Origin of the sequence: Streptomyces sp. NPDC012827, from assembly GCF_042900905.1 — a bacterium.
GTDB lineage: Bacteria > Actinomycetota > Actinomycetes > Streptomycetales > Streptomycetaceae > Streptomyces > Streptomyces gulbargensis.
In genome coordinates, this window is the sequence record NZ_JBIBBY010000006.1 from 134,428 (window position 1) to 154,625 (window position 20,198).

At 73.6% G+C, this 20,198-nt stretch carries 17 protein-coding genes and 1 pseudogene; 9 read left to right on the forward strand and 9 right to left on the reverse strand.

The genetic code is table 11. From position 1 onward, the window contains the following. Positions 1-73: 73 nt before the first annotated feature. Genes ACFY60_RS15305 through ACFY60_RS15325 form a run of 5 tightly spaced genes read right to left on the reverse strand, consistent with a single transcriptional unit; the run spans position 74 to position 6,696 of the window. Positions 74-1,831: a thiamine pyrophosphate-binding protein gene (locus ACFY60_RS15305; RefSeq protein ID WP_388615527.1), complete on the reverse strand. Its 1,758-nt coding sequence runs from the start codon at positions 1,829-1,831 to the stop codon at positions 74-76. Further along, positions 1,828-3,078 carry an enolase C-terminal domain-like protein gene (locus ACFY60_RS15310; protein ID WP_388615529.1) on the reverse strand — a complete coding sequence of 417 codons (1,251 nt, stop codon included), beginning with the start codon at positions 3,076-3,078 and terminating at the stop codon, positions 1,828-1,830. The genes ACFY60_RS15305 and ACFY60_RS15310 overlap by 4 nt, the downstream gene beginning before the upstream one ends. Then, the gene (locus tag ACFY60_RS15315; RefSeq protein WP_388615532.1) at positions 3,071-3,952 is read right to left on the reverse strand and encodes an alpha/beta hydrolase; all 882 of its coding nucleotides are present in this window, start codon (positions 3,950-3,952) and stop codon (positions 3,071-3,073) included. Before ACFY60_RS15315 ends, ACFY60_RS15310 begins: the two co-directional genes overlap by 8 nt. 17 nt (positions 3,953-3,969) lie before the next feature. Next, positions 3,970-5,643, reverse strand: coding sequence for a GH3 auxin-responsive promoter family protein (locus ACFY60_RS15320; RefSeq protein ID WP_388615534.1), 1,674 nt, complete (start codon positions 5,641-5,643; stop codon positions 3,970-3,972). Positions 5,644-5,703: 60 nt separating this feature from the next. Next, positions 5,704-6,696 (reverse strand): aldo/keto reductase, encoded by a 993-nt coding sequence (locus ACFY60_RS15325; RefSeq protein WP_388615537.1) that lies wholly within the window; start codon positions 6,694-6,696, stop codon positions 5,704-5,706. Between the two features lie 369 nt (positions 6,697-7,065). On the opposite strand from ACFY60_RS15325, the gene ACFY60_RS15330 reads away from it, so the two are divergent. From ACFY60_RS15330 to ACFY60_RS15360, 7 genes are all read left to right on the forward strand, one after another. Then, a complete protein-coding gene (locus ACFY60_RS15330; RefSeq protein ID WP_388615540.1) occupies positions 7,066-10,953 on the forward strand; it encodes a type I polyketide synthase in 3,888 nt (1,295 codons plus the stop codon). Positions 10,954-11,220: 267 nt separating this feature from the next. After that, positions 11,221-11,835, forward strand: a complete 615-nt coding sequence (locus tag ACFY60_RS15335; protein WP_388615543.1) for a TetR/AcrR family transcriptional regulator — start codon at positions 11,221-11,223, stop codon at positions 11,833-11,835. A gap of 192 nt (positions 11,836-12,027) precedes the next feature. Further along, on the forward strand, positions 12,028-12,231 hold the full coding sequence (locus tag ACFY60_RS15340) for a cold-shock protein (protein ID WP_007502648.1): 204 nt from the start codon (positions 12,028-12,030) through the stop codon (positions 12,229-12,231). Positions 12,232-12,354: 123 nt separating this feature from the next. After that, complete coding sequence (locus ACFY60_RS15345; protein WP_388615547.1) at positions 12,355-12,942, forward strand: pyridoxamine 5'-phosphate oxidase family protein; 588 nt, start codon at positions 12,355-12,357, stop codon at positions 12,940-12,942. A 95-nt stretch (positions 12,943-13,037) separates the two neighbouring features. Continuing rightward, on the forward strand, positions 13,038-13,694 hold the full coding sequence (locus tag ACFY60_RS15350; protein WP_388615550.1) for a HEAT repeat domain-containing protein: 657 nt from the start codon (positions 13,038-13,040) through the stop codon (positions 13,692-13,694). Between the two features lie 3 nt (positions 13,695-13,697). Further along, entirely contained in the window at positions 13,698-14,702 is a 1,005-nt protein-coding gene (locus ACFY60_RS15355) for a MerR family transcriptional regulator (protein WP_388615553.1), read from the forward strand. Between the two features lie 48 nt (positions 14,703-14,750). Continuing rightward, a complete protein-coding gene (locus ACFY60_RS15360; protein WP_388615556.1) occupies positions 14,751-15,167 on the forward strand; it encodes an NTP pyrophosphohydrolase in 417 nt (138 codons plus the stop codon). 60 nt (positions 15,168-15,227) lie between these two features. Here ACFY60_RS15360 and ACFY60_RS15365 read toward each other — a convergent pair whose 3' ends face one another. The 3 genes from ACFY60_RS15365 to ACFY60_RS15375 all read right to left on the reverse strand — a co-directional run bounded on the left by ACFY60_RS15365 (position 15,228) and on the right by ACFY60_RS15375 (position 18,351). Then, a complete protein-coding gene (locus ACFY60_RS15365; protein WP_388615559.1) occupies positions 15,228-15,962 on the reverse strand; it encodes a restriction endonuclease in 735 nt (244 codons plus the stop codon). A 198-nt stretch (positions 15,963-16,160) separates the two neighbouring features. Further along, positions 16,161-16,334: a CsbD family protein gene (locus ACFY60_RS15370; protein ID WP_309055296.1), complete on the reverse strand. Its 174-nt coding sequence runs from the start codon at positions 16,332-16,334 to the stop codon at positions 16,161-16,163. 94 nt (positions 16,335-16,428) lie between these two features. Next, the gene (locus ACFY60_RS15375; protein ID WP_388615562.1) at positions 16,429-18,351 is read right to left on the reverse strand and encodes a SpoIIE family protein phosphatase; all 1,923 of its coding nucleotides are present in this window, start codon (positions 18,349-18,351) and stop codon (positions 16,429-16,431) included. Between the two features lie 116 nt (positions 18,352-18,467). On the opposite strand from ACFY60_RS15375, the gene ACFY60_RS15380 reads away from it, so the two are divergent. Continuing rightward, on the forward strand, positions 18,468-19,094 hold the full coding sequence (locus ACFY60_RS15380; RefSeq protein ID WP_388615565.1) for a flavodoxin family protein: 627 nt from the start codon (positions 18,468-18,470) through the stop codon (positions 19,092-19,094). Positions 19,095-19,168: 74 nt separating this feature from the next. Here ACFY60_RS15380 and ACFY60_RS15385 read toward each other — a convergent pair whose 3' ends face one another. Then, positions 19,169-19,651: a hypothetical protein gene (locus ACFY60_RS15385; RefSeq protein WP_388615568.1), complete on the reverse strand. Its 483-nt coding sequence runs from the start codon at positions 19,649-19,651 to the stop codon at positions 19,169-19,171. A gap of 64 nt (positions 19,652-19,715) precedes the next feature. Between ACFY60_RS15385 and ACFY60_RS15390 the strand changes: the two are divergent. Further along, a pseudogene (locus ACFY60_RS15390) lies at positions 19,716-20,024 on the forward strand (hemerythrin domain-containing protein); the annotation flags it as partial. Positions 20,025-20,198: the final 174 nt, after the last annotated feature.

The window sequence follows — 20,198 nt, forward strand, 5'->3', positions numbered from 1 at the left end:
GGTGGGTGCCTCCTGGAGGACGTACGTGAGGGGGGCGGGGGTTCGGCGCGCGGGGTCCTGCGCGCGGGGGCGCTCACTCCATGAGGATCTCGACGAGGGCCGGCTTGCCGTGCTCCTTGATGTGGGCGACGGCCTCGCGTACGGCGGGCGCGACCGCGTCGATGCGCTCCACGCGCGGCAGGGCGTGGATGCCGTACGAGCGGGCCATCGTCACGAAGTCGACGGGGTGGTCGTAGAAGCTGGTGGCGATGTGGGCCCGGTCGATGTCGCGGTCGCGCCGGCCGGCGATGCGCGCGGCGTGCTGGGTGGAGTTGAGGTAGAGGCGGTTGTTCATGACGACGACCAGGAGCGGGACGTCGTAGGCGGCGAGGGTCCACAGCGCGCTCGGCGTGTAGAGGAGGTCGCCGTCGGCCTGGAGGTCGACGCAGAGCGCCGGGCCGTCCTGGTGGGCGAGGGCGGCGCCGATGGAGGCGCCGAGACCGTAGCCGAGACCGCCGCCGCCGTTGAGGCCCAGGTAGCTGCCGGGCCGTTCCAGCGGCCAGAGCTTCTTCACCCAGCCGTCGATGGTGAGGCTGCCGGTGTTGGTGAGGATCCACTCCTCGTCCCGTACGGCCCGGTGGATCTCGTCCACGGCGCCGGCCACGTGGATCCGGGGCCGGGCCTTCGTCTCCTCGGCCTGCCGGGCCCAGTCGGCGCGGGCCTCGGTGTGCCGGGCGGCGAACACCTTGGCGCGTTCCTCGCGGCGCTCCACGAACGCGGGGGCCGCGAAGGGACCGTCCGGGTCCTCGGCGGCGGCGCGCAGGGCGGCGACGGTGCCCGCCGTGTCCGCGGCGACGGCCCGGGTGACGGGTACGAACTGCTGGTAGTCGGCGGCCCACTTGCTGGTGAGGAGTTCGTTGAAGCCGATGGTGACGAGGTCGGCGCCGTTGGCGGGGGTGCCCTGATCGGTGAGCGGGAGGATGGCGCCGAGGGCGCCCACGAGGTCCTGGACCTCGAGGGCGACGACCAGATCGGCCTCGGCGAGCAGGTCGGTGCCGGTGTGGCTGACGTTGAGGGGGTGGGTGGTGGGGAAGTTCATGCGGTTGCCGCGGTCGACGACGGCCAGGCCGAGGGCCTCGGCGAGCGCGACGAGCGGCGCCACGGTGCCCGGGTCGCGGCCGGAGAAGTCGACCACCAGGACGGGCAGCCGGGCGTCGAGCAGCCGGCGGGTCAGGTCGTCCAGGTCCTCGTCGCCGAGGGCGGGCAGCCGCGCCGGCTCGGTGGCGCTCGCCGGGAGGAGCCGTACACCGTCCTCCAGGGGCTGTTCCTGCACGTCGAAGTCGAGCGCCACGAACACGGGGGCGTGCATGGGGGTGTTCATGAGCTTGAAGGCGCGGTAGAGGGATTCGACGGTGGCGCGCTGGCCGACGGGCTGGTCGCACCACTTCACGTAGTCCTTGACGACCGACTCGATGTTCTGCGAGGTGTGGATCCAGTCGATCCACGGGCGGCGCTTGCCGGCGTCGACGGGTCCGTTCCCGCCGAGGACGAACAGCGGGACCCGGTCGCACCAGGCGTTGAAGACGGCCATGGAGGCGTGCAGGAGACCGACGTTGGCGTGCACGAGGACGCCCATGTGGCGGCCGCTGGCCTTGTGGTAGCCGTGGGCCACGGCCACGGCGATCTCCTCGTGGCAGGTCATCACGATGCCGGGTGCGATGCCGGCGTTGTCGGCGTGGACGAGGGAGTCGTGGACGCCGCGGAAGGAGGCGCCGGGGTTGAAGGCGACCTTGTCGATGCCCTGCTGGTGCAGGAACTCGACCACGAGGTCGGAGAAGTAGGTGGTCGTCATGCGTGTTCCTTCGTACGGGACGCGGGGCGGCGGTCCTGGGGCTCCGCGCCGTGGTGGCCGTCCGGCCCTCCGGGAGCGGCGGCCCGCCACCCGGCCGGGTCGCCGGCACGGTGGCGCAGGACGGCCCAGGGCGCGGCGTGGGCGTTGGGTTCGAGCCCGAATCCGGGGCCGGGCGGGGGGCTCACGGTGTTGGCGGCGCGGTCCACGGCGGGGCGCGGGGAGACGACCATCTCGGGGAAGAAGCGGTCGGACTGGCCGGCTTCGACGGTGACCGCGTCGGCGTGGGCGAAGGCGAGGGCGCGACCGGCGGTGATCAGCGGTCCGACCTCCGCGACCTGGACGCCGATCTGGAAGGCGAGGCCGCCGCGCCGGGCGAGGTCGATCATCTTCCCGGCGGTGACCGGTCCGCCGTTCTTGGCGACGCGGATGTTGACGAGGTCGCAGGCTCCGCTCGCGACCGCCGTCATGAGGTCCCCCGGGGTGCAGACGGACTCGTCCAGCATGAGGCGGGGACCGCCGAGGGCGCGCAGCCGGGCGAGGTCCGCCCAGGAACCCTTGGCGAGGGGCTCCTCCACGTAGTCGGTGCCGTGGTCGCGCAGGGCGGTGAGGTGACCGGGGGCCTCCTCGGGCGTCCAGCTCATGTTGGCGTCGACCAGGACGGGAACCCGGTCGCCGAGCCGTGCGCGGATCGCGGTGACGGTGCGGAGGTCGCGGCGGATGTCCCGCGAGGCCTTGACCTTGACGAAGTGGAAGGGCCCGCGGGTGTCGAGGAATTCCTCGACGTCCAGGCCGAGGTCGAGCACCTGGGAGACGGGCAGCGCCGCCGGGCGGGCGGCGGGGGCGCCGTCCCGGGGCACGAGCCCTTCCCCGCCGAGGCCGAGCCGGCGGCCGAGCAGGTCGAGGACGGCGGTCTCCAGGAGGCACAGGAGGTTGTTGCCGCCCCGGACGCCGAAGGTCTCGGAGAAGCCCCGGTCCAGGAGCGCGGCGAGGAGCGCGGCGGGGTCGTCGGTCCGCAGCCGGTGGAGGACGGCGTCCATCGGCACGTCCTGGAGCGCTTCGGTGACGGAGGCGGTGGTCTCCCCGGTGACGTAGGCGCGGGGGGCGCACTCCCCGAGGCCGCTCGTCCCGCCGGCGTCGAGCCGCAGCAGCAGGCTGTCGGCGCGGGTGCGGCGCTGGGCGGGGTGGTCGAAGCCGACCGCCATCGGCGTCCGCACCCGGTACAGGGTGGCCCCGGCGTCCTCAGGCATCGCGGTCCAGCCCCTGGAGGAGGGTGAAGGTGGACGCCCAGTCGACCAGCCGCTCCCGTACGCCGGTGTAGAAGAGGTAGTGCTTGTCGGTGGCGAACTGGAGCAGGGCGCCGTGGCTGCCGGTCATCCGCAGGAAGGTGCGGCGGGCGTCGTCGAGGTCGCAGAGGGGGTCGGCGATGCCGGAGACGAAGGCGGCCGGGACCGGCGGCAGGGTGCGGCTCGGCCGCATGTACAGCTCCTCCAGGGCGAGGAGGGTGGCACGGGAGCGCCGGGTGAGGGCGCGGACGGCCAGGTCGTCGTGGTCGATGAAGTGGCGGTGGCGCGGCTCGTCGGTGAAGTCCTCGGACCGCAGTCCGGCGTCCCACAGGTCCGTGGCGGTCTCGGCGGCCAGCCGGCGCCGCTGCTCGTCGTCCAGGGTGGCGTGCAGTTTGCCCAGCCAGGCGGAGCAGAAGACGGCGGCGTCGTAGCGGGTGGTGAAGTCGGGGTGGTGCATCAGGGCCGCCATGAAGGAGCCGCCGAGGCAGTGGCCGAAGAGGGAGAGCGGGATGTCGTCGCCGATGGTGTCGCGTACGTGTGCGACGGCGGTGGCGTAGTCGGCGAGGACGGTGTCGGCGTCGGGCAGTTCGTGCCGGGGGCCGCCGCTGATACCGCTGCCGCGCCGGTCCAGGACGAAGAAGGCGATGTCGTTGTCGGCGAACTGGGGGCCGACCTCCCACAGCCAGCCGGCGTGCGACTGGAGGCCGTGGAAGTAGAAGACGGCGCCCTTCACCGGTCCGCGCGGCCGCCACAGGTGCAGGGCCAGTTCGGCGCCGTCGACGGGCAGTCCGATGATCTCGCGGCGGATGTTCTGCGGTGGCCTCTTGGTCTCGATCATGTTCCGCGTTCCCCCCTTCAGCGGCCGGTGACGGCCGCGACGAACTCGATGTCCTGCTGGAACGGCTTGTACTTGTACTGGGTGGCGTTGCCGGCCTGGCGGCGGCTCTCGATGTAGGCGGTGATGGCGTCGTGCGGCACGGTGACGACCTCCAGGGCGCCGAGCCGGCCGCTGTCCCGCTTGGAGGCGTACTCGATGTTGATGTCGTGCAGGGCGGTGTCGACGGCGGCCGAGAGGGAGAGGTCCAGTGCCGGGGACGGCTCGGGGGCCTCGGTGACGACGATGTAGTGGGGCGGTTCGCCCCAGTGCGGTCCGCACATGTAGAGGCCGGTGCCGAGCCCGTGGGCGGCGAGGCCCCGCTCGATGGCCTGGGTGACCTGCGATTCGGTGATCTTCTCGCCGGTGAAGGAGTGGAAGATGCCGGCGCGGTGCACGAAGTGGACCCAGGGGGTGCCGTCCACGATCCGGTCGACGTGGTAGATGTCGCCCGTCCACAGGCGGTAGAGCCCGTTGCCCTGCGTCATGATCAGGTGGTAGTCGCGGTCCGGCTCCACCTGGTCGAACAGCAGCGTCTCCACCGGCTCGCCGCGCTCGACCAGCTCACCGAGCGGCACGTCGGCGGGGACGAACTCGAAGAACGCCTGGCCGACGGCGAGCGGCTGGCTGTGCAGGGAGTCGTCGACCGGGATGGTGGTGACGCCCTCGGTGCCGCAGCTCATGAACGGGAGCTTGGCCACGCCGGGGAAGACGGCGTCGAGCTTGGCGGCGTACAGCCCGGCGGAGGCGGAGAGCCAGCAGGTGTAGAGCGAGAGGGAGGGCCACACGTCGGTGAGGCTGAAGTCCGGGTCGCGCAGCACCGTTTCCAGGTGCCGGGCGGCCTCCTCGTCCGGTGCGCCGTACGGCCGGCCTTCGAGGGTCCCGGCGCGCAGGTCGCGCACCAGCTCGGCACCGTGCTCGGCGAGCAGGTCGCGCAGGGAGATCAGCGTGCTGGGGTTGATGGCCGAGATGGTGTGGAGGTCCTTGCCGACGAGGTGCCGCAGCCGGTGGTACATGCGGCCCTCATGGGTGTTCGGCACGTCGGGCCCGAACCACGGTGACTCGTACCACGGCGGGTTCCAGTCGTGGCTGTTGATCCGCGGGTGCCGGTTGCTGACGGCCTGGTGGCCGATGCCGTGCACGAAGTCGAAGACGTCCTCGCGGACGGTCTGGGTGTCGAGGGTGGCGTACGGGTGGGCCAGCAGTTCCGGGTGGTGCTCCAGGTAGGTGCCCCACATCGCCTTCATGGCGGGAATGCGGTAGGTGAGCAGCCAGTGGAGGGTGTAGGGGACGCGCTTGGGCACGCCGGTTGTTCCGCTGGTCTTCAACCAGCGCAGGACGGGGCTGCACGTCAGCACGCCGCCCTTGGTGCGGGTCTCGCGTTCGATCTCGGGGACGAAGTCCTCGTACCGCATGACGGGGAGGACCGTGCGGAACAGGTCGTGGTTCTCGGCCACGGCGCTGTAGCCGCGTTCCTTCCAGTGGACCGAGCCGGCGCTCACGTCGATGACGTCGGCGAGCACGCGCCGCTGGGCCGCCTCCGGTTGCTTGAGGTCGGCCAGGAGGGCGTCCCGGGCCTGCCGGCACTCCTCCGCGAAGGGCGAGCGGCGCTCCTGCCAGCGCTGTTGCCAGAACGGTATGGGGGATGTCTCCACTGCTGCTCCTGAGAGGTCGGGGTCCGGCCGTGCCGGATTGCTGCTGCGGGAGGCGGAGGCTCAGCGGTCGATGTACGCCATCATTCGCTCGTTGTAGCGGGGGCCCGCGACCGTGCCGGCGCGGACGGCGCCGTCGAGTTCGGCGAGGGTGGCGGCGTCGAGGGTGACGGTGGCGGCGCGCGTGTTCTCCTCCAGGTAGGTGCGCCGCTTGGTGCCGGGGATCGGCACGATGTCGTCGCCTTGGTGGAGCGCCCAGGCGATGGCCAGCTGCGCGGGGGTGAGTCCGTGGCGCTCCGCGACCTCCCTGACCCGGGCGGCGATCACCATGTTCTGGTCGTAGTTGGCGCCCTGCAGGCGGGGGTCGTGGTGGCGGAAGTCGTCCTCGGGGTACTCCTCGGCGCGGCGGACCCCGCCGGTGAGGAAGCCGCGGCCGAGCGGGCAGAACCCGACGAGGCCGATGCCGAGTTCGCGCAGCAGCGGCAGGATGCCGTCCTCGAGGTTCCGCTCCCAGACGGAGAACTCGCTCTGGACGACGGAGAGCGGGTGGACGGCGTGGGCGCGCCGGATGGTGTTCTCGCCCGCCTCGCAGAGTCCGATGTGGCGGACCTTGCCCTGCCGGACGAGCTCCGCCATGGTGCCGACGACGTCCTCGATCGGCACCTTGGGGTCGACCCGGTGCTGGTAGAGCACGTCGATGTAGTCGGTTCCGAGGCGCCGGAGGGAGGCCTCGACGACCTCCACGATGTGCGCGGGCCGGCTGTCGGCCTCGGCCGTGCTGCCGTCCTTGAGCTTCATGGGGAAGCCGAACTTCGTGGCGATGACGGCCCGTTCGCGGCGGCCGGCGAGGGCGCGGCCGAGAAGGACCTCGTTGTCGTAGGGGCCGTAGGCCTCGGCCGTGTCGAAGAGGGTGTAGCCGAGGTCGAGGGCCCGGTGGACGGTGGCGATCGACTCGCGGTCGTCGGTGGCGCCGTACCACTGGCTCATGCCCATGCAGCCGAGGCCGAGTTCGGAGACCTCCAGGCCCTGTCGGCCGAGCTTCCTGGTGTTCAGCATGCCTGCTCCTCGTGGTGGGGGTGAGGGATGGAGGGGGTGGGGGTGACGCGGGGCGGGGCCGCGCGCAGGGCGGACGAGGGCGGCGGACCGGCGCGGGATCCGCGGGGCCGCCTCTCGGCCCGCTCACTGAAGCACAAACATGGACTTGAGTTCAACAGTTGACCGGAGCCCATGGAGCATGCCTTACTCGCCCTCGCCGCCGAGGGAACAGGCCAGGTCAAGGACGTCCCAAAAGCCGGTCAAGTGGCCTGCCTTCGCCGCTCACTCCGGCGTAACACTCCGCTCATCAGGTCGTCACATGAAAGACTCCAGAACAAATTTGCCCTTGGGTATAGTTTTGGACCGCTGGACCGTCAGGAAGGCCTTCGAGTGAACACGGTTGACCCGATCGCGATCATCGGCATGGGGTGCAGGTTCCCCTCGGCAGCTGGGGTGGAGGACTACTGGAGACTGCTGGTGGACAACACCGACGCCGTCGCGGAGGTCCCACGGGACAGATTCGACGTCTCCGCCTGGTACGACGCCGAGCCCGCGACCCCGGGCAAGCTGATTTCCCGTCACGGCGGTTTCCTGGACGACCTGTTCGGCTTCGACGCCGCCTTCTTCGGCATCTCGCCGCGCGAGGCCCGGGCCATGGACCCGCAGCAGCGCCTCCTCCTCCAGGTCGTGTGGGAGGCCCTGGAGGACGCCGGCATCCCCCCCTCCTCACTGCGCGGCAGCACCACCGGCGTCTTCGTCGGCCAGGCGACCGCCGACTACGGCGAGACGACCGGTGCGCCGGCCTCGGCGGACGTCCGCGCGATGGCGGGCAGCCGGCTCCGCGCCGTCACCGCCGGGCGCGTCTCCCACGCCTTCGACCTGCGCGGCCCCAGCCTCGTCCTCGACACCGCCTGCTCCTCCTCGCTGGTCGCCGTGCACACCGCGCGCCAGAGCCTGCTGACCGGGGAGTGCGACCTCGCCGTCGCCGCCGGCGTCAACGCGATCCTGGCCCCCACGGACGCCATCGCCTACTCCCAGGGCCGGATGCTCGCGCCGGACGGCCGCTGCAAGTTCGGCGACGACGCCGCGGACGGCTTCGTCCGCAGCGAGGGCGTGGGCGCGGTCCTCCTCAAGCGGCTCCCCGACGCCCTCGCCGACGGCGACCCCGTGCACGCGCTGCTGCTCGGGAGCGCGGTCACCAACGACGGCGACGGCAGCGGTCTGCTCCTCCAGCCCGCCGTGCCGGGGCAGGCGGCCATGCTGCGCGCGGCATGGCGCAGCGCGGGCGTGACACCGGCGCAGGTGGACTACGTGGAGGCGCACGGCACCGGCACCACCGTCGGCGACGGCGTGGAACTGCGGGCGCTGGCCGAGGCGCTGGGCGGCGACGGGGAGGACGTACGGGAGCCGGTCCTGGTCGGTTCCGTGAAGACCAACATCGGCCACGCGGAGGCCGCGGCGGGCATCGCCGGATTCATCAAGGCGGTCCTGGTGGCCCGGCACGGCCTCGTCCCGGCCTCACTGCATCTGACGTCCCCCCGAAGCGCGCTCACGGCACCCGGCAGCCCGGTCCGGGTGGTGGACCGCAACACCCCGCTGCCCCGCCGGAGCGGGCGCGCGGTGCTCGGAGTGAGTTCCTTCGGCCTCTCGGGCACCAACGCCCACGCGGTGATCGGTACGTACGTCCCGGCCCCGGACGCGCCCGGGGCGCGGGCCGCGACCACGGTGCCGGACACCTCCGCGCCCGCTCCGGCCGAGACGGCCCGCCCGCACCTGCTGGTGCTGAGCGCCCGCTCCCCCCGGGCCCTGCGCCGTCTGGCCGCCCGGTACGCCGCCCACCTGGAGCCGGGCGGCGCGGGCCGCGGCCACGACCTGCGGGAGCTGTGCCGCTCGGCGGCGACCGGCCGGGACGCACTGCCCTTCCGCCTCTGGGCCGTCGGTGACTCCCACGACGAACTGGCGGGCGTGCTGCGGGTCCTGGCGGCGGACGGATCGACCCCCGACGGCGGAACCGAGGAGGCGGGCTTCGCCGGCCCCCGCCCCGCGGCGTTCGTCTTCCCCGGTCAGGGCTCGCAGTGGCACGGCATGGGGCGGGAGCTCCTGGCGACCTCCGAGGCGTTCCGCGCGGCCCTGCTGGAGTGCGACGCCGCGGTGCGCGAGGAGCTCGGCTGGTCGGTCGTGGACCGGCTCCTGGACGAGGAGGCGGAGCTGCCCGACGCCGTCGACGTCGTGCAGCCGGTCCTGTGGGCCGTGGAGGTCGCGCTGGCCGCCCACTGGCGGGCCCTGGGCGTGGAACCGGACCTGTGCGTCGGCCACAGCATGGGCGAGACCGCCGCGGCGTGCGTGGCCGGTGCCCTGTCCGTACGGGACGCGGCCCGGGTGATCTGCCGGCGCAGCACCCTGATGCAGCGGCTCGCCGGGCGGGGCGCGATGCTCGCGACGGAGCTCTCGCCTGCCGAGGCGCACGACCTCCTCGCCGGGTACGGCGACGAGGTCTGCGTGGCGGTGGAGAACTCGCCGTGCGCCACGGTGCTGGCGGGCGACGTGACGGTGCTCGACGGGATCGCCCGCGAGCTGGAGGCGCGCGGTGTCCTCTGCCGGCCGGTCAAGGTCAACGTCGCCTCGCACTCCCCCGTCATGGACGAGATCCGCGACGACCTCCTCGACCGGCTCGCCGGGGTGCGGCCGGCCGCACCGCGCACCGCGATGTTCTCCACCGTCCGGTGCGCGCCGGTGCGGGACGGGGAACTCGACGCCCGGTACTGGGTGGACAACCTGCGCCGGCCGGTGCGCTTCGCCGACACCGTGCGCCGGATCGCGGAGGAGCACGACGCGGTGTTCGTGGAGGTCAGCCCGCATCCGCTGCTGTCCCAGGCGGTCACGGAGGCGCAGCGGGCGCTCGGCTCTCCGCCGAAGGCCGTGTCCACGCTGACCCGGGGGCACGCGGAAGGGCGGGCGTCCGTCCGGGCCGTGGGCCGGGCGTTCTGCCTGGGGGTACGGGTCGACTGGGCGCGCTGGTACGGCGCGGGCGGCGGCACCCGGGTGCCGCTGCCGCGGTACCCGTGGGACACCGAGGAGTTCCGCCCGGAACCGGACCACGGACACGGCGCCGGCCGGGTGCCCTCCCCCGCGCCGGCGGCGCCCGGGGCGACCGGGGCGGTCCTCTCCGAACGCCGGGTCCGCCTCTCCCGCCTGGGCGTCGACCGGCTGGGCAGAGGCGTGTCGGTCCGCGGGCTCTCGCCGGTCCCGCCCGCCGTGCACCTCCACGCGGTGGCCGAGGCGGTACGGGACCTCACGGGCGAGGCGGCGGTACTGCTGCGGGACGTCCGGCTCGGGGAGGCGCTGCCGGACCTCGCCGACGCCGGGGACACCAGTCTGCGGATCCGTCTCGAACAGGCCGCCGAGTGGGGGGAGGTGCGCTTCACGGTCGAGGCGCTCTCCGGCCGGACCGGTGGAGCGGTGCCGTGCGTGACGGGGACGGCGCGGGCCGGGACCGTACCGTCGTACGAACCCGGGCCGGGGCAGCGGGACGGAGCGCTGGCCCGCTGCGGCACGTACGTGCCGGGCGGGGACTTCTACCGTGAGGTCGGGGCCCGTGGATACACGGTGGCGCCCGAGCTGCGCGCGGTGGAGCAGCTGTGGCGCGGCGAGAACGAGGCGGTGGCCCGTCTGCGGATACCGGCGTCCTGCCCGGGCGGGGCCCTGGAGGCCGGGCTGCTGGTGATGGCCGGCGCCTGGCCGGGCCCCGAGGGGGCGGGGGCCGCGTACCTGCCGCTCTCCTTCGAGAGCGTCCTGCTGGCCGGGGAGCCGGGCGGGGAGGTCTGGAGCACGGCGCGCTGCACCGGCGGCGCCGGCGCGGAGCGGGTCCACTGCGACCTTCTGCTCACCTCGCCGGAGGGACGCGTGCTGGCCGACTTCCGGGGCGTGCGCCTGGTGCGCGCGCCGGCCGCGCACGAGCAGGTGGCACCGCGCGAGCCGGTGTCACCGCACGCACCGGTCACGGTGGCGGAACCGGCCGACCGGCCGCAGGAGCCGGGGGCGGGAGGGACTCGGGCCGGCACGCCGTCGGTGAGCCGTCTCTTCATCCACACGGCGCGGGTGCTCGGCACGACCGTGGACCGGGTGGATCCGCGCCGTCCGCTGCGCGACCTGGGCCTCGACTCCCTCATGGCCATTCAGCTGAAGAACACGCTGCGGCAGGATCTCGGGGTGGAGATCCCGGCCAGCCGCCTGCTCGGGGACGAGAGCGCGGCCAGCATCGCCGCCGACATCGGCTGATCCAGGGACGGAGCGGCCGCGCCTTCCCGCGCGGTGCGGCCGCTCCCCCGCCCCCCTTCTAGCACCACAATCCATCGATGGACTATGGTACAAACACGGGGACCCGTGGAGGGCCCGTCCGGCGCGACGGCCGACGCGCGCCCCGCCCGTACCGGAGAGTTCACGGGAGACGTCTCGACGGGGGCCGAGAGAAAGAGAGAGCCGATGACGGTTGAGGAATCCCAGCAGACGCGTCCGCCCGGCAGAAGAGAACGGAACAGGCAGCACGTGCACGACCGCCTGTACACCTCGGCGCTGGAGCTCTTCGCGGAGCAAGGATACGAACGCACCACGATCGACCAGATCACGGAACGGGCCGACGTCGCCCGCGGGACCTTCTTCAACCACTTCCAGCGCAAGGAAGACCTCGTCACCACGTGGGCCGAGCAGCGCCGGGACAAGCTGCGCGCCTTCATGGAGCACTCGCTCGCCCGGGAGGACGACGACGTCACCGTCCAGCTGGAGCGCTGCATGGCGGCCCTCTCCGAGTTCAACGAGACCGAGCACGACCTCACGCGCGTGATGCTGACCGCGTGGGTCAAGTCCGGCCAGCCGCTCCTGGAGGAGCCCGACTACGCCGGCCACGTCTTCACCAAGGTCATCTCCGCGGGACAGGACCGTGGCGAGATCGCCCGCGACGTCGACCCCGCCATGGCCGGCAACATGCTCCGGGACGCCTACCTGGGCCTTCTCTACCGCTGGACCCGGAGCGCCGACGCGAAGGTGCCCCTGCACGTCGAACTGCGCGCCCTCCTGCGGATCGGCCTCACGGGCATCCTCACCTTCGACCGGCGCACCCGCGGCTCCGCGGGCGCGCCCGGCGACCCTCGGGCCGCCGCCTGACGGCGCCCGTCACTCCGGCGATACGCGGAGCTCCCCTCGGTGAGGGGAGCGGCGGGGATGTGTTACGGTTACGGGAGTTGCAGTTTTGGTACCCATGAACCTGTGTGCGCCTGACCGGAATGCAGTTCCGCAGGCGCATTCTTTGTTTCCGGCATCTCCGGATGGGGCCTCTGCCTACAGAAGGAGAATGTCATGGCACAGGGAACCGTGAAGTGGTTCAACTCGGAAAAGGGCTTCGGCTTCATCGAGCAGGACGGCGGCGGCCCGGACGTCTTCGCCCACTACTCGAACATCGCCACCCAGGGCTTCCGTGAGCTCCAGGAGGGCCAGCGGGTCTCGTTCGACGTCACGCAGGGCCAGAAGGGCCCGCAGGCGGAGAACATCGTTCCCGCCTGATCACCCAGGCACCCCGGCCGGGGCCCGCACCACACCGGTGCGGGCCCCGGTTCGCGTTTCCGGCCCGCCGAACGACCGGATTTCGTGAGACAGGCGAACATTTTTCTTGCATGATCCTTAGGCATGGGAAAGACTTACGAACGTATCGACGGGCGTCTGCGTGCCTTCATCGAGCAGCAGCCGATCTTCTTCACGGCGACCGCACCGCTGGCCGGTGACGGCACGGTCAACCTCTCCCCGAAGGGCCTCAAGGGTTCCTTCGCGGTGCTCGACGAGCAGCGGATCGCCTACCTCGACTTCGCCGGCAGCACCGCCGAGACCGTCGCCCACCTGCGGGAGAACGGCCGGATCACGATGATGTGGTGCGCCTTCCAAGGGCCGCCGAACATCGTCCGCGTGCACGGCCGGGGCGAGCCCGTCTTCCGCGACGACCCGCGCTTCGCCGAGCTCCTCGCGCATTTCCCGGACATCGACCCGGGCGCGCACGGGCTGCGCGCGATCATCGTGGTGACGGCCGAACTCGTCCGCGACTCCTGCGGCTACGGCGTGCCCTTCATGACGTACGACGAGGACCGCGACCTGCACGGCCGGCGCTTCGCGCGCGAGGACGACGCCTCGCTGAGCGCGTACTTCGCCAAGAAGGAACACATCGCCCGCAGCATCGACGGCCTGCCCGGCCTGCCCCTTCCGCTGCCTCCCAGCACCTTCTGACCGGGCCCCGGTCCCCTCCCCCGCCCCGGCAGGCACCCGTCGCTTGACCTTGACACGGTGACAAGCCCTTCACTGCTGCGGAGGAGGTGGTCCCGATGACCATGACGAGCCAGGACGCCCTGCGAGGCCTGGAGGACGGCCGTTCGTCCGTGCGGCTGCGGGCGGCGATGGCGGTGGGGACGGAGCCGGCGGACCGGTTCGTCGGCCCGCTGGTCGAACGGTGCGCGGTGGAGAGCGAGTTCTACGTCCGCGACATGCTGACCTGGGCGCTGACCCGCCACCCCGTGGCGCTGACGCTCCCCGCGCTGCTGCGCGAACTGCGGTCGGAACGGACGCAGGCACGGAGCCAGGCACTGCACACCCTGTCGAAGATCGGGGACGGACGGGCCTGGCCGGCGATCACCCGGGCCCTGCTGTGCGACGGCGACGAGGAGGTCGCCCGGAGCGCCTGGCGGGCCGCCGTCGTCCTCGTACCGGAGGGCGAGGAGAACGGTCTCGCGGAGACACTGGCCACGCGGCTCGGGCGCGGCGGACACGAGACGCAGCTGAGTCTGAGCCGGGCCCTGGTGGGGCTGGGTGAGGGCGTGCTGCCGGTGGTGCGCGCCGCGGCGGCGGGCGCCGGTCCCGCCGCCCGGGCCCACGCGCTCGCCACCGAGCGGCTGCTGCGCGACCCGGACACCGGATTCGCCTTCGCCATCGAGGAGGCGAAGCGCGTCGTGGCCCTGGGCGGGACCGGGCGGGAAGGAGAATAGGACGTGTTGATCGGCGAGGTGGCGCGGAGGTCGGGGGTCAGCGCCCGCATGCTCCGGCACTACGAATCGCTCGGACTGGTCCGGCCCTCCGGCCGGACGGGCACCGGCTACCGGGAGTACGCCGACGAGGACATCCGGCGCATCTTCCACATCGAGAGCCTGCGTTCGCTGGGGCTGTCGCTGCGGGAGATCGGCCGCGCCCTGGACGACCCCGCCTTCGCGCCCTCCGCGCTGGTGGAGGACCTCATCCGGCAGACACGCGAGCGCATCGCGGCGGAGACCGAGCTGCTCACGCGGCTGCGCCGGATCGACGCCGCGGAGCCCGCCGCCTGGGACGACGTCCTGCAGGCCGTGGCGTTCCTCCAGGCCCTGCGGTCGCACAGCCCCGGCGCCCGGCAGCGGGCCGCCCTCGCCTCCGTCGACGAGGTGCCGGTGCCCGTGGAGGCCCTGGTCGAGGCGGTTCTGGCGGAGACCGAGCTGAATGTCGCCGGGGCGCTGCGCTGGGCCCTTGCCCGCGCGGGTGACGGTGGGACGGCCCTGCTCGCGGAGGGGCTGGACTCGCCGCTGGCCGCCGTGCGGGAACGCGCCGTCCTGGCGCTGGCCGCCCTGCCCGGGGACGAACCGGCCGACCGGCTGCGCGACGCCCTCGGGCATGCCGACGCCGTGGTCCGCGGGCACGCGGCCCTGGCCCTCGGCGCCCGGGGGGCGGCCGCCGCGGTGCCGGAGCTCCTCGACATGATCGTGGCGGGGATGCGGGACACCGACGCCGCCGACACCCTGAGCGTCCTCGCCGCCGGAACGGCGGCGGCCGACCGGATCGCCGGCGGTCTCCTCGCCCGGCTCTCCGACGGGGCGACGCCGGCGCCCGCCCGCGTCCGGCTCACGCAGGCGCTGGCGGACATCCCCAGTGCCACCGCCTCGGACGCCCTCGTGGAGCTCGCCCGGGACGAGGACCGCGCCGTGGCCGTGACGGCCGCCTATCTGCTGCGGATCCGCGAGGCGCGGTGACCCGGCCGGGCCGGCCGGAGGTGGCGGCGGGGCTGACATGCTGGGGGCATGAACGCTGAGGACCCGGAGCCCCGTCCGCTGCTCGTCGTGGACGGGGCCAACGTCGTGGGATCCGTTCCGGACGGCTGGTGGCGCGACCGGCGCGGGGCGGCCGAGCGGTTGCGCGACCGCCTCGCCGCGGCCGGCGGGCCCGTCGACGGACCGTACCCCGGCCCGTACGAGATCGTCCTGGTGCTGGAGGGGCGTGCCCGGGGTGTCGCCTCGGTGCCGGGAGTACGCGTCGAGGAGGCGCCCGGCAGCGGTGACGACCTCATCGCCGAGCTGGCCCGCGCGGCGCGGGGCCGGCCGTGTCTGGTCGTGACGGCCGACCGGGAACTGCGCCGCCGCGTCGAGGAGACCGGCGCCCGCTGCGTGGGCCCCCGGAGCCTTCCTCCGGCGCCCGGCCGGACCGGGTCCGAGGAGTAGCGGCGTCGGCCCCCGGGGCAGCACGCCCGGGGCCACCGGGCAGGGCCAGCGGGAGCGGGGCTATGCCGGGTCCGCCTCCCGGTCGCCGGCCGCGTCCGCGCCGGTGCGGGCGTAGTCCTCCCAGGGCGGGGGCGCGGACGACTCCGTCCAGGCGGCGAGCGCGTCGCCGTCGACGCAGACGATCCCGCAGGTGGCGGCGTAGTCGAGGGCCGGGGCGGTGAAGGAGCTGGTGGTGACCAGGACCGCCACGTCGGCCTGGTGGACGGTGAAGCAGGTGCCGCCGAACCTCTGCAGGTCCTGGGATCCGACGCGGTGGTCCTCGGCGTAGTGCTTGCACTGCAGGACCACGCGCCGCCCGTCCGCGGTCGTCGCCACGACATCGGCGCCGAGGTCGCCCGCGCCGCCGACCACCTCCACGGTGGCGCAGCCGTCCCGTACGCAGAGCGCGGCGACCGTGTGCTCGAAGCCGTCGGGATCCGCCTCGGCGTGGTCGAGGGCGTCGGCGCCGACCTCGGGGAGGTCGGCGGGCGGCGCCGCCGGCCCGGCGCGCGGCGGGCGGCGGCGGGCGGGGGCCACGCCCCAGCGGGCCATGACCACTCCCACGGCGAGCACGGCGATGATGGCGAGCGGCAGTCCCCAGCCGGTTCCCGGGGTCCCCGCCAGGTCGGCGGTCCGGAGGAAGAGGGCCAGGCCGCCGCCGCATATGCCGACCAGCCCGACCGCCAGCACCGCATCCCGCGCCGTCGCCGCGGAGCCGCGCCTCGGCGCGCCCCTGTTCTCGTCGGCCGTTGTCACCGGAGCCCCTCCCCTGCTCGTCGACGCTTCCCCGCCCGTGTCCCCCGTGGCACCGTCCCGGCGCCGGCCCCCGCGCGGCGCGGTCCTCCCGTGGGGGCTCCGCGCCCCCACCACTTCCACCGCCGGAAGCCGGCCCGTACGACGCGGGTCCCGCCCCTTACGGGAGGGGCGGGACCGCGGGGGTGCCGGTCGTGCGGCTCAGTGCTTGAAGATGTCCTTGGTCTTCTCCTTGGCCTCACGGGCGTCCCCGCGGGCCTGTTCGGCGCGGCCCTCCGCGGTGAGCCGTTCGTTGCCGAGCGCGCGTCCGGTCTCCTCCTTGACCGCGCCCTTGATCTTCTCGCCCTTGGCCCGCGTCTTCTCGTCGGCCGCCATGACGGCTCCTTTCCGAGTGATCGTCACTTCCGGGAAGGTCCGTATGACCGGGCCCCGCGCCGCGAAACCTGCCGGTGCGGAAGGCGCCGTCCCCTCAGGCGCCGGCCAGGACGTGCAGGGCGCAGATGTCGTCGCGCCGGCCGCCGGGGGCGTCGAGCCGGGCGAGCAGATGGTCGAGAAGGTTGACGCCGGGAGGTGTGGCCGCCGCGGTGGCGGTGAGACGGGCGAAGCCGTCGTCGAGGGACTCGCCCGGCTTCTCGATGAGGCCGTCGGTGTAGAGGACCAGCTCGTCGCCGGGGTCGAGGGTGACGACCGCCTCGGTGTAGACGGGGTCGGGGGTCGCCCCCAGGAGGACGCCCGCGGGCCTGTCGAGGATCAGGGGGAGGCCGTCATGGATCATGAGCGGCGGCAGGTGACCGGCCTGCACCCAGGAGAGGCGGCGGGTGTCGGGCCGGTAGCGGGCCATGATCATGGTCGCGGTGTTGATGTGGCCGTCCGCCGTGTGCAGCAGGACCGTGTTGAGCCGGGCGAGGATGTCCGGCAGCGGCGTGCCGGTGACGGCCATGCCCTTGGCGGTGAAGCGGAGCTGGGCCATGGTGGCGACGGAGTCGAGGCCGTGGCCGCCGACGTCCCCGAGGACCAGGAGCGCGCTGCCGTCGGGCAGCTCGACCGCGCTGTACCAGTCGCCGCTCACGTTCAGGCCCTGCTCGGCCGGCCGGTACGCGACGTCGACCTGGAGCCCGGCCAGGGTGCGGGTCTGCTGCGCGATGGGCAGCAGCGCCTCCTGCAGCCGGGCCGCCAGCGCCCGCTCGGCGCGCAGCCGGCCGAGCTGCAGGTGGGCGTTGCGCTCGTGCGCGAGGATCTCCTGCTCGGCCCGCTTGGTGGCGGTCACGTCCTGCAGGAAGCCGCGCACCTCGATCGGTGTGCCGTCGGCGGCCCGTTCCGCCTCGGCGACGAGCCGCACGTACCGGAGCCCGGACGGGGCGCCGATCCGGCAGGTCCGGTCGACCGGGGTGCCGTCGGCGAGGAGGAGCCGTACGTCCTCCTCCAGGCCCGCGGCGTCCTCCCCCGCGACGAGGCGGGACAGCCCCGCGAGTGTCACGGGGCCGTCGGCGGGGTCGCGCTCGAGGATCACGTACGCCTGCTCGGACCAGGTGGCGGTGTCGGCGGCCACGTCCCAGTCGGCCCAGCCGAGGTTCCCGAGCCGCTGCATGATGTCGAGCCGCCGCTGGTCACGTGCGTCGGCGTTGAGCCGGATCCAGGACAGGACCAGCCGTCCGCGCCAGGGGGCGGCGCGCACCGAGAACCGCGAGAGACGTACGACGCCGCCGGCGGCGTCCTCCATCTCGACGGGGTCGCCGCTCCAGACCGTGGAGGTCGCGAGCGCGGTCAGGTAGCCGTCCCACAGCGGGGTCCCGCGCAGGTGCGGGTACTCCACCAGGAGCCGCCGCCCGATCAGGTCCCGCCCGGAGACGCCGAAGATGTCGACGGCCCCGGACGAGGCGGCGTCCATGCGGAAGTCGGTCACGTCCCCGTCGGGGCCGCGCAGCGGGGTGAGAAGAACCACCATTCCGGGGAGTGCTTCGAACAGGCGCACGGTGGCTCCGTCCACCCCGCCCTCCGCTCCGGGCTCCCCGGCCTCGCCCGCCCCTTCGAAGGCTCCCGGGGCCGCCCACGGGGCGATCGCCGCCGTCCCGAGGGGGTCGGGGACCGGCCCGAAGGCGGGCGGCAGCGCCAGCGGGACCTCCGGTCCGGTTCCCGGGGCGGCCTCGTGGGGGCGCAGGCCCGCCAGCAGCGTCCTGACCTCGTCGGTCAGGGAGCGGCCCGCTCGTACGGCGCGCCGTACGAGCTCCGCCTCGGCGGCCTCCGCGGAGGCGCCGGACAGCGCCATGAGAACGCCCTTCGCCCGCTCCACCTCCGCCCCGGGCAGGGCCTCCCCGGCGCGAGCGCAGCCGCCGGGCAGCCGTGCGCTCACCCGCGCCAAGAAGTCGTCGCTCTCCTGCGTCACATCCGCCATACCCGAAGCATGGCAGTACGCGGGGGCGTGGGAGCAAGCCCGCCGGGTGTGAGATAACCCGGTTCGTCATGAAGAGATCCGGGATGCCCCGCCGAACCAGGGGTATCCGGACCATCATGGAACCCACCGACACCACGCCCCTGCGGGCCGTAGCGCTCGTCTGTACGCTGTCCCCGTCCCCGGCCCCCTCCAGTTCGCAGCTCCTCGCCGAGCAGACCATGGCCGCGCTGAGCGAGCACGGGGTCACGGGGAAGACGATCCGGATCGCCGACCACGACGTGCGGCCGGGCGTACAGCTCGACATGGGTGAGGGCGACGCCTGGCCGGAGATCCGGGACACCGTGATGGGCGCCGACATCCTCGTCCTCGCGACCCCCATCTGGCTCGGCCACCCCTCCAGCATCGCCCAGCGGGTCCTGGAACGCCTGGACGCGGAACTCTCCGAGACGGACGACGAGGGCCGGCTGCTCACGTTCGGCAAGGTCGCCGCGGTCTGTGTGGTCGGCAACGAGGACGGCGCCCACAAGGTCAGCGCCGATCTCTTCCAGGGCCTGAACGACGTGGGCTTCACCCTGGCCGCGAACGCCGTCACCTACTGGGTGGGCGAGGCGATGCAGGGCACGGACTACCAGGACCTCGACAAGGTCCCCGAGGCCACCGCCCGCGCCACGCGCACCCTCGCCGCGAACACCGCCCACCTGGCCCGGCGCCTGAAGTACGCCCCGTACCCGCCGACCTCCTGACCGCCCCGCGCGCGGCGCCCCCTCCCGGTCGTCCGGGAGGGGGCGCTTCCCCGTCGCGGCCGGCGGCCCGCCGCCTACGGACGGCCGGTGCGCTTGCGGTCGAGGCGCCAGACGGCCAGGGACAGCAGGCTCAGGACGACCAGGACGCCGCCGGTCACGAACGCGAGCATGCGGTCGGCCGTGTGGACCGCCGTGTTCTGGAGATCCAGGACGAACGGCGAGACGATCAGCCAGACGCCCGCGAGACCGATCACGGCGTCGGACCACAGCCCCGCGCCCCGGTAGACGCGCCACCCCGCGGTGAACGCGACGACCAGCCCGACCAGCAGCTCGTTCATCTGCGCGTCCTTGGGACCCGTCTCCGTGATCATCGGCATGACCAGGAGCAGCACCCCGACCGCGAACATCAGCAGACCCAGGATCTGGTCGTGCACTCCCTGACGCAGGACGTGGGACGGATCCGAGACGCGCGGCCTCAGCCCCCGCTCGATGTGGATCACCATGGCCCTCAGCTCCTCGTGACGGTCGTGTCTCCCCGTGGTGGTGCCGCGGCTCATGGCGGCTACCCACTGCGCCCGTCCCCACGCGCGGCGGCCGCCTCCCCCTTCCGGAGGGACGGCCGCCTTCCGGCGTCCGGTGCGCCTGCTCGCGGTGCACGAGACGGCCGAGGAGGTCGTGCACGCGGTCCTGGTGCACGCGCGGGCGGAGGAGCGGTACGAGTTCGCGCTGCTGCGGCGCACCACCTCACCGGCCCGGCTCACCCTGCTGGCGAAGGCGGTCCGTGCGGCGGAGGCCACCGCGCCGACGCACCCGCATCCGGGTGTCGAGAGCGCCGCCGCGAACCTCGCCGTGGGGCCGGTGGCGGCCCTGATGGACCGCACGCGGGACGCGATCCGGCGCACGATGGGCGAGGGCAAGTCCGGAAAGTAACGGCGTCGGCCGCGGGGCCCGGGGGACGACCGGGTCGCCCTCGTACCGGGCGTGCGGGTGACCGGTGACGCCGGGAGCGTCTCCCGGGCCCGAAGGGCTCCGGGGAAGAGGCCAGGTGCCGGGCGCGACTTCACGGGCTCGGCCCAGGCCCTTTCCGCTCCGCCGTGACGGGTA

Bases quoted from the DNA above. Each gene is read 5' to 3' on its own strand.
- ACFY60_RS15375 (WP_388615562.1), bottom strand. From the start codon at position 18,351: ATGGCGGATGTGACGCAGGAGAGCGACGACTTCTTGGCGCGGGTGAGC.
- ACFY60_RS15315 (WP_388615532.1), bottom strand. From the start codon at position 3,952: ATGATCGAGACCAAGAGGCCACCGCAGAACATCCGCCGCGAGATCATC.
- ACFY60_RS15310 (WP_388615529.1), bottom strand. From the start codon at position 3,078: ATGCCTGAGGACGCCGGGGCCACCCTGTACCGGGTGCGGACGCCGATG.
- ACFY60_RS15385 (WP_388615568.1), bottom strand. From the start codon at position 19,651: ATGAGCCGCGGCACCACCACGGGGAGACACGACCGTCACGAGGAGCTG.
- ACFY60_RS15325 (WP_388615537.1), bottom strand. From the start codon at position 6,696: ATGCTGAACACCAGGAAGCTCGGCCGACAGGGCCTGGAGGTCTCCGAA.
- ACFY60_RS15360 (WP_388615556.1), top strand. From the start codon at position 14,751: ATGAACGCTGAGGACCCGGAGCCCCGTCCGCTGCTCGTCGTGGACGGG.
- ACFY60_RS15380 (WP_388615565.1), top strand. From the start codon at position 18,468: ATGGAACCCACCGACACCACGCCCCTGCGGGCCGTAGCGCTCGTCTGT.
- ACFY60_RS15340 (WP_007502648.1), top strand. From the start codon at position 12,028: ATGGCACAGGGAACCGTGAAGTGGTTCAACTCGGAAAAGGGCTTCGGC.
- ACFY60_RS15345 (WP_388615547.1), top strand. From the start codon at position 12,355: ATGGGAAAGACTTACGAACGTATCGACGGGCGTCTGCGTGCCTTCATC.
- ACFY60_RS15305 (WP_388615527.1), bottom strand. From the start codon at position 1,831: ATGACGACCACCTACTTCTCCGACCTCGTGGTCGAGTTCCTGCACCAG.
- ACFY60_RS15350 (WP_388615550.1), top strand. From the start codon at position 13,038: ATGACCATGACGAGCCAGGACGCCCTGCGAGGCCTGGAGGACGGCCGT.
- ACFY60_RS15370 (WP_309055296.1), bottom strand. From the start codon at position 16,334: ATGGCGGCCGACGAGAAGACGCGGGCCAAGGGCGAGAAGATCAAGGGC.